Annotated in this window: 13 protein-coding genes and 1 tRNA gene; 9 read left to right on the top strand and 5 right to left on the bottom strand. The window is 63.1% G+C overall.

Annotated elements, in window-relative coordinates; translation table 11 throughout:
• Positions 1 to 8: 8 nt before the first annotated feature.
• The 3 genes from mscL to IRG63_RS02020 are packed head-to-tail and all read right to left on the bottom strand — an operon-like array spanning position 9 to position 1,372.
• A complete protein-coding gene (gene mscL, locus IRG63_RS02030) occupies positions 9 to 449 on the bottom strand; it encodes a large conductance mechanosensitive channel protein MscL (RefSeq protein ID WP_210422562.1) in 441 nt (146 codons plus the stop codon).
• 15 nt (positions 450 to 464) lie between these two features.
• Positions 465 to 770 carry an FmdB family zinc ribbon protein gene (locus IRG63_RS02025; RefSeq protein WP_193509059.1) on the bottom strand — a complete coding sequence of 102 codons (306 nt, stop codon included), beginning with the start codon at positions 768 to 770 and terminating at the stop codon, positions 465 to 467.
• Between the two features lie 8 nt (positions 771 to 778).
• Positions 779 to 1,372, bottom strand: coding sequence for a 5-formyltetrahydrofolate cyclo-ligase (locus IRG63_RS02020; protein ID WP_168625570.1), 594 nt, complete (start codon positions 1,370 to 1,372; stop codon positions 779 to 781).
• Between the two features lie 39 nt (positions 1,373 to 1,411).
• Here IRG63_RS02020 and IRG63_RS02015 point away from each other — a divergent pair, with 39 nt between their 5' ends.
• Together IRG63_RS02015 and IRG63_RS02010 are read left to right on the top strand one after the other, a co-directional pair.
• Positions 1,412 to 2,305 carry a UTP--glucose-1-phosphate uridylyltransferase gene (locus tag IRG63_RS02015; RefSeq protein WP_168625569.1) on the top strand — a complete coding sequence of 298 codons (894 nt, stop codon included), beginning with the start codon at positions 1,412 to 1,414 and terminating at the stop codon, positions 2,303 to 2,305.
• A 4-nt stretch (positions 2,306 to 2,309) separates the two neighbouring features.
• The gene (locus IRG63_RS02010) at positions 2,310 to 2,957 is read left to right on the top strand and encodes a GNAT family N-acetyltransferase (RefSeq protein WP_168625568.1); all 648 of its coding nucleotides are present in this window, start codon (positions 2,310 to 2,312) and stop codon (positions 2,955 to 2,957) included.
• On the opposite strand, the gene IRG63_RS02005 is transcribed toward IRG63_RS02010, so the two are convergent.
• A complete protein-coding gene (locus tag IRG63_RS02005) occupies positions 2,954 to 4,666 on the bottom strand; it encodes an amidase (protein WP_193509058.1) in 1,713 nt (570 codons plus the stop codon). The two genes, IRG63_RS02010 and IRG63_RS02005, sit on opposite strands and share 4 nt — an antisense overlap.
• A 245-nt stretch (positions 4,667 to 4,911) precedes the next feature.
• Here IRG63_RS02005 and IRG63_RS02000 point away from each other — a divergent pair, with 245 nt between their 5' ends.
• From IRG63_RS02000 to IRG63_RS01990, 3 genes are all read left to right on the top strand, one after another.
• Entirely contained in the window at positions 4,912 to 5,808 is an 897-nt protein-coding gene (locus IRG63_RS02000; protein WP_193509057.1) for a hypothetical protein, read from the top strand.
• 54 nt (positions 5,809 to 5,862) lie between these two features.
• A tRNA-Ala gene (locus IRG63_RS01995) sits at positions 5,863 to 5,938 on the top strand.
• 326 nt (positions 5,939 to 6,264) lie between these two features.
• Positions 6,265 to 8,907, top strand: coding sequence for a TrlF family AAA-like ATPase (locus tag IRG63_RS01990; protein WP_193509056.1), 2,643 nt, complete (start codon positions 6,265 to 6,267; stop codon positions 8,905 to 8,907).
• A 178-nt stretch (positions 8,908 to 9,085) separates the two neighbouring features.
• Here the strand turns inward: IRG63_RS01990 and IRG63_RS01985 are convergent, their stop codons facing one another.
• Positions 9,086 to 10,357 carry a hypothetical protein gene (locus IRG63_RS01985; RefSeq protein ID WP_193509055.1) on the bottom strand — a complete coding sequence of 424 codons (1,272 nt, stop codon included), beginning with the start codon at positions 10,355 to 10,357 and terminating at the stop codon, positions 9,086 to 9,088.
• Positions 10,358 to 10,758: 401 nt separating this feature from the next.
• On the opposite strand from IRG63_RS01985, the gene IRG63_RS01980 reads away from it, so the two are divergent.
• The 4 genes from IRG63_RS01980 to IRG63_RS01965 are packed head-to-tail and all read left to right on the top strand — an operon-like array spanning position 10,759 to position 17,601.
• On the top strand, positions 10,759 to 12,324 hold the full coding sequence (locus IRG63_RS01980) for a type I restriction-modification system subunit M (protein WP_193509054.1): 1,566 nt from the start codon (positions 10,759 to 10,761) through the stop codon (positions 12,322 to 12,324).
• Positions 12,321 to 13,247: a DUF5655 domain-containing protein gene (locus IRG63_RS01975; protein ID WP_193509053.1), complete on the top strand. Its 927-nt coding sequence runs from the start codon at positions 12,321 to 12,323 to the stop codon at positions 13,245 to 13,247. The genes IRG63_RS01980 and IRG63_RS01975 overlap by 4 nt, the downstream gene beginning before the upstream one ends.
• A 2-nt stretch (positions 13,248 to 13,249) precedes the next feature.
• Positions 13,250 to 14,446 carry a restriction endonuclease subunit S gene (locus tag IRG63_RS01970; protein ID WP_193509052.1) on the top strand — a complete coding sequence of 399 codons (1,197 nt, stop codon included), beginning with the start codon at positions 13,250 to 13,252 and terminating at the stop codon, positions 14,444 to 14,446.
• Positions 14,443 to 17,601 (top strand): type I restriction endonuclease subunit R, encoded by a 3,159-nt coding sequence (locus IRG63_RS01965; protein ID WP_193509051.1) that lies wholly within the window; start codon positions 14,443 to 14,445, stop codon positions 17,599 to 17,601. Before IRG63_RS01970 ends, IRG63_RS01965 begins: the two co-directional genes overlap by 4 nt.
• Positions 17,602 to 17,641: the final 40 nt, after the last annotated feature.

The raw sequence follows: 17,641 nt of genomic DNA, 5'->3' as shown, positions 1-17,641 counted from the left end.
CGGGCGGGTCAGCGGCTCTCGCGCTCGGCGAGCAGATCGCGGATCTGCTGCAGCACGTCCAGCTCCGTCGGCGGCTCCTCCTTCTCGGGAGCACCCGCACTCCGCCGCGCTTCGGACCGCTCCCGCAGCTTGTTCATCGGCAGCACGAGCGCGAAGTAGACGGCCGCGGCCACCAGCAGGAATTGGATGAGCGCACCGATCAGCGCGCCAAACAGGAGCCTCGCGGGCTCGTCGTCGGCAAGCGACGGGATCTCGACGATAAGGGTCTTACTCAGGCTCTCAGAGTTGAACAGCGCACCGAGCGCCGGGTTCAAGACGCCTTCGACCAGAGCGTTCACCAGCGCGGTGAAGGCAGTGCCGATGACGACCGCGACGGCAAGGTCGATGACATTGCCGCGCATGATGAACTCTTTGAAGCCCTTCACCACGTCATTCCCCCTCGTTCGCATGCCGGCCCTCCGGCGCTAGCTGGCTGCGCTGCTTGCTGCAGGGCTGCTGCTGGTGGTGCTCGGGCTCGAGGTGGACGCCGCCGGGGTGCTCGACCCCTCCGAGCTGCCGGACTTCGCGGCATCCGACTTCCCAGACTCCGCGCCCTTGCGCGAGTCGGTGCGGTAGAACCCGGACCCGTTGAAGGTCACGCCGACCGCGCTGAATACCTTTCGCAGCACGCCGCCGCACTGCGGGCAGACGCTCAGGGAATCGTCGGTGAACGCCTGCTGGATGTCGAAGGCGTTCTCGCACTCGGTGCAACGGTAGGAATACGTGGGCATTGCGGCTTCTATCGTGGTGTTGTCTGCTTGAACGTCGTGGTAGCGCTGGGGGTGACGACCCCGTCAACCGCCTTGTCGTGGAGCTCGGTGGGAACCGAGTCGACCAGTTCGTTGTCGAAGACCACAGCATAAACCGGCGGGCACTTCTCCATCGAACCGAGCGTGCGGTCGAAGTAGCCGCGGCCCCAGCCGAGCCGCATCCCGGTGCGGTCGATCGCGGCAGCGGGAACGATGATCAGGTCGACGTCGTTGATGGCTATCGGTCCGAGCAGCTCACCGACCGGCTCCGGCATGCCGAACATTCCCTCGACCTCCTCGTCGCCGTAGTCGGTCCAGTCGAGCAGCCCGTCGTCGCGTGACAGCGGAATGAGAACCCGGATGCCGCGCTCGCGCGCCCAATCCAACCAGGGGCGGATGTTGGGCTCGTCCTGCGTCGGCAGGTATCCGGAGACCGAGGTCGCGCCGACCGACTCGGTCAGCGCGATCAGCTGCTCGTTGATTCCGGATGTCGCGTGCTCCAGCTCGGAGGAGGTGAGCGCCCGTCGCCTGGCTCGCAGGTCCGCCCGCAGTGCGCGCTTGCGGTGGCTCTCGTCACCCGTCATACAGCTAGTTTAGGCAGGCTCAACGGTAACCTGTCCCACATGGCATCTCAGATCACGAAGGCCGTCATCCCGGCCGCCGGACTCGGCACCAGATTCCTCCCCGCGACCAAGGCCATGCCGAAAGAGATGCTCCCAGTGGTCGACAAGCCCGCGATCCAGTACGTAGTCGAGGAGGCGGTCGCCGCCGGAATCCACGATGTGCTCATGATCACCGGACGCAACAAGGGCGCCCTCGAGAACCACTTCGACCGCGTCGGTGAACTCGAGGCCACTCTCGAGCGCAAGGGCGACATGGTGCGCCTGCAGAAGGTCAACTACTCCAGCGAGCTCGCCGATGTGCACTACGTGCGCCAGGGCGACCCGCTCGGCCTGGGCCACGCGGTGCTGCGCGCGCGCATGCACGTCGGCAACGAGCCGTTCGCGGTGCTTCTCGGTGACGACCTGATCGACGAGCGCGACGCCATCCTGCCCCGGATGCTCGAGGTCGAGCAGCAGCGGGGCGCGACGATCGTCGCGCTGCTCGAGGTCGAGCCCGAGCTCGCGTCGCTATACGGAATCGCGACCGTGGAGCCGACCGACGACGAGGACGTCGTGTGCGTCACCGGCATGGTCGAGAAGCCGGCACCGGGGGAGCAACTCTCCAATTACGCCATCATCGGCCGTTACGTGCTGCAGCCGGAGATCTTCGACATACTGGACCGCCTCGAGCCGGGCAAGGGCGGCGAGATCCAGCTGACGGATGCGCTCGAGAAGCTCGCTGAGGACCGGTCGATCGCGGGCGGCGTCTACGGCGTTGTCTTCCGGGGTCGCCGTTATGACACCGGAGATAGGCTCTCCTACATCAAGGCCATCGTGCAGCTCGCGGCCGACAGGGACGACCTCGGCAACGAGTTGCGCCCCTGGCTGAAGGAATTCGCGGCGACGCTGGAATAGTGCGGTGAGCATCCCGACTCTGTCAGAGGGGCCGATCACGATTCGGCCGATCCGGCTGCGCGACGCGCGCCGGTTGGAGCGGGAGTTGCTCGACAACCGCGGCTGGCTGCGCAGGTGGGAGGCGACCAGCCCGCACGGCGTCGGCAGTTTCGACGTGCGCGGCAGCATCCGGAACCTGCTCGCCCACGCGCGTGCCGGGCTGGGCCTGCCGTTCGTGATGGAGTACGACGGGCACTTCGCCGGGCAGCTGAACGTGTCGTCGATCCAGTGGGGGTCGGTGTCGTCCGCGACGATCGGGTACTGGGTGTCGGAGAAGTTCGCGGGCAAGGCGGTGACGCCCACCTCGGTGGCGCTCGCGACCGATTACTGCTTCTTCCAACTAGGACTGCACCGCATCGAGATCTGCATCCGGCCGGAGAACGAGCCGTCCCTGCGGGTCGTGCGGAAGCTCGGCTTCCGCTATGAGGGGCTGCGGCGGCGCTACATCCACATCGACGGCGACTGGCGCGATCACTTCTGCTTCGCACTCGTCTCGGAAGAGGTGCCGACCGGTGTGCTCAGCCGCTGGCTGAACGGGAAGGCGCCAGCGGATGCCGCACACGTGCCGGATGCCGACCTGCGGGCAGCCGCAGTGGATCACGTCGCGGACTAGAGCTCCGGCGTGCGCGGCGGGGCCTCGCGGGTGGCGCCGATCGCTGAGCCGGGGCGGTTCGCAGCTCGCTCGAACGCCCAGCCGAGGGTGAGCAGCCGACTGTCGTCGTACGCGCGGCCGGCGAAGGTGAGGCCGATCGGCATCCGGATGTCGGCCATCAGCCCCATCGGGACCTGCACGGTCGGGATGCCCAGGTGCCGGGGGACGAGGTTGCCGTTGGCGACCCAGGTGCCGTTGCGCCACGCGAGCTCGGCCGATGCCGGGTTGATGTCGGCGTCCGCCGGTCCGACGTCGGCGACCGCCGGGAACACGACCGCGTCGAGCGCCAACTCGTCCAGCCAGTCCTCGAAGTCGATGCGCCGGGTCTGCTCCAGGCCGCGGATGCCGGCGGCGATGTCCGGGATGTCGGCCAGCGCCGGGATGCCGTCGCGGCGGGCGCGGTGCACATATTGGGCGAGGTCGACGTCGTCCGGGGCGAACCGGCTGAGATGGTCCTCGTACCGGCCGGGCAGCGCGCCCGGCGGGACCGGTTCGATGAGTTCGGGCACGACGTCGACCAGCCGGTTCAGGTGCGGGTCGCCGTTGGCCTGCAGGAACTCGTCCCAGCCCCACATCGACAGCTCCCACAGCTCGTGCTCGGCGAAGGTCGGCGGGACAAGGCCGCGCGCGACCATGCTGCGATCGTCGGCCCGCCCGCGGGACTCATAGTTCGTCACCACCGGGAAGTCGACCTCGATCACCTCGGCGCCCCCGGCCTCCAGGTCACGGCGGGCCTTCTCCCACTGGGCGATGACGCTCGGGCGAGTGGCGATCGGGTCGGCGCTGTCGGGCTCACCGCCGATGTACATGCGCGGGATGCCCAGCCGCGCGCCGCGCAAAGCATCCGGGACGGCGAGGTCAGGGTAGAAGGCGGGCCGCACATCCGACGCCCGCGGGATCGTCACCCACGGCTGGACGCGCCAGAAGTCGCCGCGTGTCTGCGGGTCGTCGGCGACGACCGTCTCGAGCACCAGCAGCAGCTCGTCCATGGTGCGGGTGTACGGCACGACGACGTCCATGGTGGGGACGAGCGGCCAGTTGCCGCGCACCGAGATCACGCCGCGCGAGGGCGTGTAGGCGCACAGCCCGTTGTTAGAGGCCGGGCCGCGACCGCTCGACCAGGTCTCCTCGCCGAGCGCGAACGCCGCGAACGCGGCGGCGGTGGCGGTGCCGGAACCGTTGGAGGAGCCCGAGCCGAACGGCGCAGTCAGCCAGTCGGCGCTGTACGGGCTCTCGGCCCGGCCGTATAGCCCGCGCTGCATGCCGCCGTTGGCCATCGGCGGCATGTTGGTGAGGCCGAGGCAGATCGCTCCGCCCGCCCGCAGCCGTTCGATCGTGAAGGCGTCGTGCTGGGCGACGAGGTCGGCGAAGGCGGGGGAGCCGGATGCGACGGTGAGGCCGCGCACCATGAACGAGTCCTTCGCGACGTACGGGATGCCATCGAGCGGGCCGCGCGATTCGCCCCGCACCCGACGCGCATCCGATGTTGCGGCCTCGGCGATCGCATCCGGGTTCAGCACGACGACCGCGTTGAGCCGCGGCCCGGCGGCATCGAATGCGGCGATGCGGTCGAGGTAGCCCTGCGCGAGGTCGACCGCGGTGAGCTCGCCCGTGTCGAGGGCGCGGGTGAGCGCGCTGATCGGCGTTTCGACGAGCGGGATGCGGGCCATGTCGGGGGAGCCTACCGTTCTTGCCGCTCGCGTTGGTCGCCTTTTCGGTGTCGAGCCTGTCGGGATCCCTCGCGCCGCATCCGCTCCCGCTGCGTCCATCCGCGCGGGTTCCGGACATCCGCGCCTGGCGCACCTGCCGCGGATGTCCGAATACAGCGCGTTTCTCAGCGGACACACGGCGTGGCGCGCATTGCATCGGCGCGCCGAACCTTAGACCGGGGCCCCGCACTCGTACGGTTAACGCCATGAACTTTGACGGACTCGGCTCGAGTGTTGCGATTGCGGTCGCCGCCGTGCTCTGGTTCGTCTATCTGGTGCCGACCTGGCTGCGTCGCCGGGAGTACCTGTCGACCGAGCGCAATGCGGTGCGGTTGCAGCAGACGTTGCGGATTCTCGCCGAGACGGCGGAGATTCCGGATGCGGTGCGCGCCGAGTCCACCGCGCGCACGGTCGCTCACCATCAGAAGGTGTTGCGTGCCGCCGAGGCGGCCGCGGAAGCGCGACGCGCGGCGGAGGCCGAGCGGCTGACCGCCGAGCTGCGGGCCAGCGCGGCGGCATCCGGTGCGGACCAGCTGGCGCGTGACCGGGCATCCGCTCGTCGACTGCGCCGAAATCGTGGGCTGACGACGCTCGTGCTGTTCGTCTCGCTGATCACGGCCTCGGTCGGTGTCGCTCCGGCGCTCGCCGGGAACTGGCTCGTGCTCGGCTCGGCGGTCGCCGTGGCAGTGGGTGCCGTGGCGATGCTGAACCAGATGGCGGCGGTGGCGCGCGCCAGGGCGCAGCGCCTGCGCGGAGCGCGCCAGGTAAGCCAGCCCGTCCGCACCAAGTCGGCGCCGCCGGTGGCGGAGCCGCAGCAGGACCGCGGCTGGACGCCGGTGCCGCTTCCGAAGCCGCTGTACCTGACCCACCGTCCGGAGCCGATCCGCATGCCGCTCGAGCCGGCCGAGTCGCTTCAAGACGCGATCGTCGCGTCGGAGCGCGCTCTGCGTGAGGCGGAGGCGTCGCCAAAGGTCACCCGCATCGACCGGCCAGCGGCATCCGCGCCGAAGAGCCGGTTCGCGAGCATGGGCATCGTCGACGAGGCGGATGCGCCGGTGGCAGACCTCGACGCGATCCTCAGCCGCCGTCGCGCGGTCGGGTAGTCGCCGCGTTGGTGACGGCGCCGCGCGAGGTGGTAACGTAGCTACGCAGTATTTGGGGCTATGGCGCAGTTGGTAGCGCGTCTCGTTCGCAATGAGAAGGTCAGGGGTTCGAATCCCCTTAGCTCCACCACTTTCAGACGTACTAGAACACGTGATAACGGCCGAAGCCGGTACGGGTGTGACGGCATGTAAGACTCGCAACGGGTCGACGCACGCCGGCCATGAAGCCTCTGGCGCCTCCGACAGTTGGCGTCCGATAGTCCGGCGGATCGATCTGAGAGCGTCCCATCGGATGACCGCAACATCGACATACAGCGCTGGCGGAAGCGACTCGCAGCTGAGGTTGCGTCATGGGCATAGTGGCGCAGGGCAAGATGGCTCTGAGTGACCGGACTGTACGGATCATGCACACGACGCACGTCTTCACGGTGGGGACGGAATGGAGCACAGCGCGAAGTGAACGACGACCAGCCTTCGACCGTCGATAGCCCGCGTGGTGCACGCTGGATTCGCGCTGCCCTCCAAGTGAACCCCTATGGATACATTGGCAACTCATCGCCGTCCAAGAACTTCGATGACGAGAATACGTACAACGGGGCGCTGATCGCCGAGCTCAAGGCTCAGCAGATCGAACTGATCGCCATCACGGACCACTGGAACGCGAGCAGCGCATCTCAGCTAATCGCGGACGCTGAAGCGGCGGATATCGTCGCTCTTCCCGGGTTCGAGGCCAACACCTCTGAAGGCATCCATCTGTTGGTTATCTTTGAGCGAGGCACCGCAATCGAGCAAGTCACCGCAGCAGTTGGTGCTTGCGGATTAACGCCGGGAGCCGTGAAAGGCACGACTAAGAAGTCGTACAGCGAGATTCTCACCGACATGTCTGCCCTGGGAGCGTTAGTCATCCCGGCACATGCCAACGTTGCAAACGCTGGACTCCTGAGCCGCGCCAAAGGCGACACACTTGTCGAGATGGTTAAGCACCCTGAACTGCTCGCCATCGGCATTACTCCATCCGCAGCGCCGCTTGGAGACCAGGTCAAGATCCTCAAAGGCACTAAGCCCTATGATCGACCACACTCGCTCGTGGCCATCCATGCGGACGACATCTGCGACCCGGCGATACTTGCATCGCCTGGAGCGAGCACTTGGTTCAAGATGAGCAGTCCGAGCCTGCTCGGGTTGCGCCACGCGGTGAAGACCCCGGAGACGCGTGTCAGCACTGTTGATCCGGCGTCGACGTCTCGAGTGCTACTCCGCGAGATTTCTTGGGACGGTGGCTACCTCGACGGTCAGAAGATCCATCTTGCCGAAGACCTCACTGCGCTTATTGGCGGTCGAGGAACCGGCAAGTCCACTGCCATCGAAAGTCTTCGCTACGTGTTGGAGATTTCGCCCATTGGCCAAGCGTCTGGCGATGATCACAAGGACATGGTCAAGAACGTGCTCGGTGCTGGAACGGTTATCTCGCTCGTCGTTGACGTCGTTACACCGAGCCCAGCGCGTTTCACGATCGAACGCACGACCAATAGTCCTGCGATTGTCCGCGACTCTAGCGGTACGCCAACGAATCAGCGACCACGCGACATTGTCGGCAATCTCGAAATCTTCGGTCAGCACGAGCTTGCCGAGTTGGCCCAGGACAAAGATCTCATGGCTGAACTGGTGGCGAGAGTAGCTGGGCGACCAGCATCGCCCGCAGAACGGGATCAGCTTCTAAAGGATCTAGCTGACAACCGGGACGCATTCGCCAAGCACGAGCGGGACCGCGAAGCGTTGGAGAACGAGCTTGCAGATATCCCACGCCTCACCGAGAGCATGGAAGCATTCGAGAAGACCGATCTTGCCGCGAAGCTCGACCAGAAAACGCGGCTCGACAAGGACGAGGCGGTTATCGCCGAGGCTTCCGAGCGAGTTCAGGAGGTCGAGAATCTAATCGGCAGTTGGGGTTTTGAGACGGTCGTTGAACAGCTTCGTGCCGACCTTGCTGACGTCGATGACTCTCCGCGTAAGAGCACGCTTCAGCAACTTACTCCGTTACTTGATCTGCTCGCCAAGGCACTGGAGCAAGCGGTCTCAACAGCGCGTTCCGCCGTTGCCGATGCTTGGACGAAGATTGAAGCGACCGAGCAGTCCTGGAAGGCTGTGACAAAACCCGAGAGTGACGGTGTTGCGGCCGTTCTACGCGAGCTGGTCGAGCAGGGACACAAGCCGGACGAGTACCTAACCTTGCAGTCAAACCTCAACCGTCTCAAGAAGCGGGCGGAGAGGCGGAGCACTTTCGACAAGGACAAGAGGAAGCTTCTCGGTGAGCGGGCAAAGCTGCTCCGTCAGCTCTCCGACATCGATAAGAAGACTGCGACGGACCTGAAAGAGGCGATCAAGGCGTCCAATGAGGCGACTACAGGCGCTGTCATAGTGAAGCCGATCGCATCGCCAGACCGAAGCCATATCAAAGCAGTGATTTCCAATCACTTCTCGATCCAACGCGGACAGGTGTTCGCCGCCATCGACCGACAGGATTTCAGCGTCGCCGCCTTCGTAACAGCAGCGCGGTCAGGCGGCTTGGAGGCGCTATCCGCGTTGGGCATAACCGGAGCCCAGGCGAAGGCCCTCGTTGATTGTGGCGAACCTCTCTTCAAAGAGATGGAGGAGCAGTCTGTCGGACTGGCTGTCGAGGTGCAGCTAAATGTGGCTGTCAAGGGTCGGCCAGCAGCATGGCGTCGCCTCGAAGATCTCTCGAAAGGCCAGCGTGCGACTGCCCTCCTGTTGCTCTTGCTCGGTGCATCGATGAGCCCACTAATCATCGACCAGCCCGAGGACGACCTGGATAATCGCTTTGTGTACGACGGAGTAGTTCAGAAGCTGCGATCGCTGAAGGGCACTCGACAGTTGGTCGTCAGCACACATAACGCCAACGTTCCCGTTCTTGGAGATGCCGAGCTGATCGTGACTCTTGAAGCTGACGGGCAGCACGGGCGGACTGTAGTCGACGGAGTCGGATCGCTCGACGATCCGACGGTTCGAAAGTACGCGGAGGATCTGCTCGAAGGTGGACGTGCCGCGTTCGACGCACGTAAGCGTCTCTACGACTTTTGACCCTGACAGTAATCAGTCGACTCGGGCAACCATGGCGCATGACGATTTAAGCTCTATGGAATGTAAGAAGGAACCTGCACGTCACCGATCCCGAGCGCTGACCTGGCAGGTGACGCTGTTAGATAGTTCTCCGCCGCGCGCACCGGTGCGCGCCAAATGGCGAGAAGCGGTCGCATGGTCAGGTTTGATCGGCCTCTTCGGTCGTCGTTGATTCATCCTTGCGTCGAAGGGGCAGCCTCTCGGCGACCTCTCGCCCGAAGCGCTCTCCCGCACCCTTCGCGCTTTCGACCTTCTTCATTCCGAAGCGACCAACGGCCTCGACGCCGTCGGAGCCAACGTGGATCGCTGTGTCTCTCGCTTCGGCGGCCGCCTCGGTCCACCTCTTTGCTGCGATTGATTCGCGGTCTGCTTCAATGCCGAGGCGCTCGTGGAAGTTGATGATGTCTGCGGCGACCTCGTTGCCGGAGCGCACAACAGCGCCAGACTTCATCGGGTGGAAGAGTACCTTGTCGTTGGCGGTGCCGACAGCCGCGTCCATCCGCTCGAGTAGGCGTCGGGTGCTACGCCCAATCTCCTCGCGCCGCTTCCGGCGTGCTGCCTGTAGGCCGATTCGGTGCCGGTCAAGCTCGTCAGGACTGGAGTCAAAAACCCGGTCTAGTTCGAGGACGGCCAGGCCGTATTGGAGCTGAAAGCATCGCGCGAGCACCGCCAGCCACTCTCGGACTGTTTCCTTCGCGGCTTTGGATGCCTCGGCGAGGTCACCCATGGAACTCTTCTTCTCGAGCTTCGACGCCAGAGCGTCGAGCTGGCGCAGCGCGTACGCCTGCGTCGTCGCGATGGTTTGCGAGGCACCTTGGACCTTCGACCAGGTGACTTCTGAGATTCGGCCGGTGTGCTCACGGACGGTCATCGCTTCGTCAATGACGAAGCCGACGCCGATCATCTCGGCGATCGCGGCGTCCTTCTGGGCGCGGAGGATGTCATCGACCTTCTCGTCGATCCTGGCGAGGTAGTCGGTGATCTCGTCCATGGTCTGCTGCATGGCGAGCTGCGCCATGATTCCCGCGGCACCGGCGAGAACGGCAGGATTTGTCAGCATTGAGCCGACCGACCCGGGCTTGGCGAACTCCAAGATCTTCGTGACCTTGCCCTTGCCCGTCGTGGCGATGGCCCGACTGACGCCGTCTGACGAGCCCTTCATTAGCTGGCCAACCTTCATCGCTTTCGCCGACTCATCGGTGAGTTTCACCCAGCGGCCAGAGTTGGCCGCGATCTCGGATCCGGCTCGGGCGGCGCCGGAGCCAGCGTTCAGAACGGTGCCGAGGCGCTCTTGCAGTGCCAAGTCTTTCGACGGCACGCCGGCAGAAGCAAGGAAGCGCTTCACGGCCGCTGGGTCGCCGATGACGGCGAGTCCGTCCCCGTCGCTGATCAGCTCGATCTCAGTGCTCACACTCGCTCCCGCCTGGGTCACGCGACCCCGTAGAAGTCACGGTAGCCGAGGTCGCCGACATGGTCGGTTTCGGCACCCAACATGTGTCGCGGGCGCGGCGAGAGAACAGAACTGACCAGGTGTGCATGACCGCGGGTACCTCGGTGCCAGATCGGAGCGGTGTTGGGAGTGCTGGCACGGATCCCTTACTTTGTGGTTGCGATGCGCTAGGTCAGCGCCCTTGGCGGCCAAATGGCATGGGTGCGGTGATCGGCCACGCGTCCGCCGTTGTCGTCCACCTCGGTGTCATCCTGCGAGAGGGCGTGGCGCTTCGTCCACTCAACGTCGCACGCTGCCGATATGTTGGGAGCGTCGTCCCGCGGGGGGATCACGCTAGCGCGCCTCGGCGCAGGAGAAGAGCAGTGCTACACACAACGAAGGAAGCGCAGCGCGCCCAGCTGCACAAGACGATCTGGCGCATAGCGAACGATCTGCGCGGCAGCGTCGACGGCTGGGACTTCAAGAGCTACGTGCTCGGGATGCTGTTCTACCGGTTTGTCTCCGAGAACCTCACCTCCTACATAAACAATGGAGAGCACGCCGCGGGCGACTCGGGTTTCGACTTCGCCCAGCTGCCGGATGAGCACGCCGAGTTCGGCCGCACGGAGACCGTCGCCGAAAAAGGCTTCTACATCCTCCCGTCAGAGCTGTTCCAGAACGTGCGCAAGCGCGCACCGCAAGATCCGAACCTGAACGAAACGCTCGAGACGGTCTTCAAGAACATCGAAGGCTCCGCCGTCGGCACCGACAGCGAAGGCGACCTCAAAGGCCTCTTCGACGACCTCGATGTGAACAGCTCCAAACTCGGCAACACGGTCGCCAGGCGTAACGAGAAGCTCGTGAAGCTTCTGGATGCGATCGGCGACCTGCCGCTGGGCAATTTCGGGGACAACACGATCGACCTGTTCGGGGACGCCTACGAGTACCTCATGCAGATGTACGCGTCACAGGCAGGCAAGTCCGGCGGCGAGTACTACACCCCGCAGGAAGTCTCGGAGGTGCTCGCGAGGATCGCGGTTGTCGGCAAGACGCGCGTCAACAAGGTCTACGACCCCGCGGCCGGCTCCGGATCCCTCCTGCTCAAGTTCGCGAAGGTGCTTGGCCGTGAGAACGTGGGCGGATTCTTCGGGCAAGAAATCAATCTGACCACGTACAACCTCGCCCGGATCAACATGTTTCTGCACGACGTGAACTATGAGAAGTTCGACATCGCGCACGGCGACACCCTGATCGACCCGCACCACTGGGACGACGAACCGTTTGAAGCGATCGTCTCCAACCCGCCTTACTCGATCAAGTGGGAAGGCGACAGCAACCCATTGCTGATCAACGACCCTCGCTACGCGCCCGCAGGGGTGCTCGCCCCGAAGTCGCGGGCCGACCTCGCCTTCACCATGCACATCCTGAGCTGGCTCGCCGTGAACGGAACGGCCGCTATCGTCGAGTTTCCCGGAGTGCTCTACCGGGGTGGCGCCGAGCGGAAGATCCGCAAGTACCTGATCGACAACAACTACGTCGACGCGGTCATCCAGCTGCCGCCCGATTTGTTCTTCGGCACCACCATCGCCACATGCATCATCGTGCTAAAGAAGTCCAAGACCGACAACGCCGTACTGTTTATGGACGCCTCGGCCGAGTTCACGCGGGTCGGCAACAAGAACAAGCTCACCTCGGAGAACCAGCAGCACATCCTCGACACATTCGTCGCACGTGAGGATGTCGACCACATCGCGAAGTTGGTGTCGAACGAAGACATCGCGGCGAACGAGTACAACATCGCGGTCACCAGCTACGTCGAGCAGGAGGACACTCGTGAGGTCATCGACATCACCGAGTTGAACGCCGAGATCGCCCGCATCGTTGCCCGGCAGGAGGAACTGCGCACGTCTGTCGACGGGATCATCGCCGGCCTGGAAGGAAGCCGATGAGTGATCTCAAGCTGTTTCATATCGTCGACGGCTTGGCGCGTGAACTCGTCAGCTCTACCTTCTCGATAGAGAAGAAGCTCCAAACGGCAATAGAGCAGAACATGGAAGCGCTCTTCGGAATCCGACTTTTGAGCTCGGAGTACAGCACCGGCGCGAAGCACGCGGGCCGGGTCGACTCGCTTGGGCTGGATGAGAACAGCGCGCCCGTCATTTTCGAGTACAAGCGCTCGCGCGATGAGAACGTCATGAGTCAAGGCCTTTACTATCTCGATTGGCTTCTAGACCACAAAGGTGACTTTGAGGTCCTAGTTCGCACCAAGCTCGGCTCCGACGCTGCTGAGTCGATCGATTGGCGAAGTCCGCGCGTAATCTGCGTCGCTAACGACTTCACGAAGTTTGACGAGCATGCGATCAGTCAGATGAGCCGCAACATTGAGCTTGTGCGTTACAGAAGTTTTGAAGGTGACATGCTTGCGCTCGAACTGGTCGCGGTTGCCCAAGGTGCCGCTTTGAGCAGGGACGGTAACCGTGGCGTCTCTCCCAGCAGGAGTCGGTCAGCGAACACATACAAGACGTTCCGTGAGTTGCTGTCGCAGTCGAGCGACGATCTTAGGAACCTCTACGCAGATGTTGCCAATGTGTGCGAGGCAATGGGCGATGACGTCACGACGAGAGAACTGAAGTCGTACGCGGCATTCCGTCGTATCAAGAACTTCGCGTGTGTCGAAGCGCACCCGCAAACGAAGGAGATCATCGTCTACCTCAAAGTTGATCCGGACTCTATCCAATTGGAGCCCGGGTTCAGCCGCGATATGAGGGGAATCGGGCACCTCGGTACCGGGGACCTGGAGCTCCGCCTCCGCTCAACTACTGACCTTGAACGTTCATATGCGCTATTTCGGCAGAGCTACGAGGCGAACTGATCATGAGTCGAATCGACTACCTCATCCGACACCTCTGCCCCATAGGTGTCTCGTTCAAGCCGCTCGGCGAGATCGCACGGCTTGTCCGCGGCAATGGCATGCCGAAGACCGATTTCACCGATGATGGGGTCGGTGCGATCCACTACGGCCAGATCTACACGCGTTATGGCGTGTGGGCGACTGACACGATTTCTTTCGTTGCGCCGGCAACAGCAGCGAAGCTCGCGAAAGCCGAGCCCGGCGACATCATCATTACGAATACCAGCGAGAACGTTGAGGACGTAGGCAAGGCCGTCGCGTGGCTGGGCAGTGAACCGATCGTGACCGGCGGACATGCGACGGTGATCAAGCACGATCAGGATTCGAAGTACCTGTCGTACTGGTTCCAGTCTGAATCGTTTCGGGTGCAGAAGAAGGCGCTTGCGACAGGAACGAAGGTGATTGACGTGTCTGCGAAGCAACTCGCGAAAGTTCGAGTCCCTGTGCCACCTCTCGAGGTGCAGCGGGAGATCGTGCGAGTACTGGATCAGTTCACTCAGCTGGAAGCGGAGCTGGAAGCGGAGCTGGTAGCTCGACACCGCCAGTACGAGCATTACCGACACGTGCTACTGAGCGGTGATCAGGCGCCAAGCGTACTCGGCGAGTATGTCAGTTTCGCCGGTAAGGCTGTGACGCCTAGTGCGATGACCGAGACCGAGGTTGCCATCTATAGTCTCCCCGCGTTTGATCGCGGTCTAGGACCAGAGCGAATGCGACCTCAGGACGTTGGTTCGGCCAAAAACCGCATCAGTGGACCGTCGGTCTTGGTTGCCAAACTCAATCCGCATATCCCACGCGTATGGTCGCTTCCTGTTGTTGCGGGTGGTGCCTACGCCTCGCCGGAGTTCTATCAACTCGTTCCAGATATGCGACTGTCGCTCGACTACCTCGCTCATTTGTTGCGCGACAACATGTCGACGCTGGCAGGTCTGGTGACGGGAAGCACAAACAGTCACAAGCGGCTCCAGCGAGAGCACATCATGAACGTTCCTGTGCGTGTCCCCCCGCTTGCCGAACAGAAGCGAGTCGTTGTTCTGCTGAATCAATTAGATGATCTTGGCGCAGACCTCAGCATCGGCCTTCCCGCTGAGTTGGCTGCGCGAAGAACACAGTACGAGTACTACCGCGACCGTCTGATGACGTTCAAGGAGGCGGCGTGATCGATGCCACCGCGCGCACGTACGATCCCATCGCCGTCTCCGCCGAAAGCACGGTCGTTGCCGAGCATGTGCCGGACGCGAAGGCGGAATCGGCGTATCAGTCGGAGGCTGCGCTTGAGCTCGAACTCATCCGGCTGCTGCAGTCGCAAGCGTACGAGTACCTCCCGATCACTTCCGAGGCACAGTTGGTTGCGAACCTGCGTGCCCAGCTCGAAGTCCTCAATCAGGTCAACTTCACCGACGCGGAATGGGATCAGTTCTTCAGCGAGAAAATCGCAGGCAAGAACGACGGCATCGTCGAGAAGACCATTCGGATCCAGGAGGACCACGTCCAACTGCTGAAGCGCGAGGACGGGTCGACGAAGAACATCACGCTGCTGGACAAGCAGAACATCCACAACAACCGGCTACAGGTGATCAATCAGTACGAGGTTCCGGCGAGCTCAGCCAACGGTGATGGGGTGGTCTCGACGAGCTCGACCACCGGGGTTTCGACCAACGGCAGCGGCGTGAAGTTCGCCAATCGGTACGACGTAACGATCCTGGTCAACGGGCTGCCGATGGTGCACGTTGAACTGAAGCGGCGTGGTGTCGACATCCGCGAAGCGTTCAACCAGATCGACCGCTACCAGCGCGACAGTTTCTGGGCGGGCAGCGGCCTGTTCGAGTACGTGCAGCTGTTCGTCATCAGCAACGGCACGCTCACGAAGTACTACTCGAACACCACGCGCAGCCACCACCTCAAGGAGGGCCAGAAGCTGAGTACAGGGCGCAAGACCTCGAACAGCTTCGAGTTCACGTCGTGGTGGGCGGATGCTCAGAACAAGCCGATCCAGGATCTGACCTCGTTCGCCAAGACGTTCTTCGCCAAGCACACGTTGCTGAACATCCTCACCCGGTACTGCGTGCTCACCGCCGACCGGCTGCTGCTGGTGATGCGGCCGTACCAGATCGTCGCAACCGAACGCATCCTGCAGCGCATCGACATCTCCACCAACTACAAGAAGCTCGGCAGCCTCGCCGCTGGCGGTTATGTGTGGCACACGACCGGCTCCGGCAAGACCCTCACCTCGTTCAAGACCGCCCAGCTGGCATCCAAGCTGCCCAGCGTGGACAAGGTGCTGTTCGTCGTCGACCGCAAAGACCTCGACTACCAGACGATGCGAGAGTACGACCGGTTCGAGAAGGGTGCGGCGAACTCGAACACGTCAACCGCAGTGTTGAAGAAGCAGCTTGAAGATCCCGGCGCGCGGATCATCATCACGACGATCCAGAAGCTCTCGACATTCATCGCCGGGAACAAGGGGCACGCCGTCTACGACGGTCACCTTGTGCTCATCTTCGACGAGTGCCACCGGTCGCAGTTCGGGGACATGCACACCGCGATCACGAAGGCGTTCAAGCGGTACAATCTGTTCGGGTTCACCGGCACCCCGATCTTCTCCGCGAACGCGGGCAGCGGCGGCAACCCGCAGTTGAAGACCACCGAACAGGCGTTCGGCGAGAAGCTGCACACGTACACGATCGTCGATGCGATCACCGACAAGAACGTGCTGCCGTTCCGGATCGACTACGTCAACACCGTCAAGGTGGGGAATGTGCTCGACAAGCAGGTCTCTGCGATCGACACCGAGCGGGCATTGCTCGCGCTGGAGCGCATCCGGGAGATCGTGAAGTACACGCTGGAGCATTACGACCAGAAGACCAGACGGTCCTCTAGCTACGAGCACTCCGTAGTCGCGAATGTGGCCGAATCGACGCGCGCCCGCCGGCAGGCCGAGGCCGTTCGCGAGCGCAAGCGCGTGCGCGGGTTCAACGCGATCTTCGCCACGGCATCCATCGACGCGGCCCGCCGCTACTACAACCAATTCCAGATCCAGCAGGAGCAGCTCCAGCGGGATCGCAGGCTGAAGGTCGGCATCATCTACTCGTACGGGGCGAACGATGCCAGCGACGACGGCATCCTCGACGACGAAGCGTTCGACACTGACGCACTTGGCGCCGACGCGCGGAGCTTCCTAGAGGATGCTATCCAGGACTACAACGACATGTTTGGCACGAGCTACGACACGAGCGCCGACAAGTTCCAGAACTACTACAAGGACCTCTCGCTGCGGCTGAAGAACCGCGAGCTCGACCTGGTGATAGTGGTGAACATGTTCCTGACCGGGTTCGACGCCACCACCTTGAACACGCTGTTCGTCGACAAGAACCTGCGTGCCCACGGACTGATCCAGGCGTACTCGCGCACCAATCGCATCCTGAACTCGGTGAAGACCTACGGCAACATTGTGGCCTTCCGCAACCTCGAAGAAGAGACCAACGCTGCTCTCGAGTTGTTCGGCAACAAGGATGCGCGTGGTGTTGTGCTCCTCAAGCCATACGCGGAGTATTACGGCGAGTACGCCGACAAGGTCGGTGAGCTGCTGGCGGCGTTCCCCATCGGGCAGCCGATCGTGGGGGAGAGCGCGCAGAAGGAGTTCATCGCCCTGTTCGGGCAGATCCTGCGGCTGGAGAACATCCTCAGCTCGTTCGACGACTTCGCCGGAAATGAGATCCTGAGCGCACGGCAGGGCCAGGACTACCGCAGCGTCTACCTCGATCTGTACGCCGAATTCCGTCAGTACAGGGACGCGGACAAGGAGATCATTAACGACGACGTGGTCTTCGAGATCGAACTGATCAAGCAGGTCGAGATCAACGTCGACTACATCCTCATGCTGGTGCAGAAGTACCGCGAGCAGTATGGCGACGGTGAGGACAAAGAGATCCGGGCCGAGATCTCGCGCGCCGTCGACGCGAGCCCCACCCTGCGCAACAAGAAAGACCTCATCGAGGCCTTTGTCGACTCCGTTTCTGTCGACGGTGCGATCGACGAGGAGTGGCAGGCGTTCATCGCTGCGAAGCGCGCGGCGGAGCTTGAGGCGATCATCGCCGAGGAAAACCTTCGCGCAGACGCCACGCGGGCGTTTGTCGAGACCGCGTTCCGCGACGGTGCGCTCCGCACGACGGGGACGGCGATCACCAAGGTGCTGCCGCCAGCGTCGCGCTTCGCGAGCGACGGTGGTCACGGCGAGAAGAAGCAGCGAGTGGTTACGAAGCTTGGTGAGTTCTTCGAAAGGTTCTTCGGGCTGAGTGGTGGGGTTCGCGATTAGGGCGAGGTCTTTCTTCCCGGTGGTGAAAGTGTTACGATTT

Origin of the sequence: Cryobacterium sp. BB736 (assembly GCF_014980265.1) — a bacterium.
Classification (GTDB): domain Bacteria; phylum Actinomycetota; class Actinomycetes; order Actinomycetales; family Microbacteriaceae; genus Terrimesophilobacter.
The sequence above is the reverse complement of the archived record's forward strand: the minus strand, read 5'-3'. Positions and strand labels throughout refer to the sequence as shown.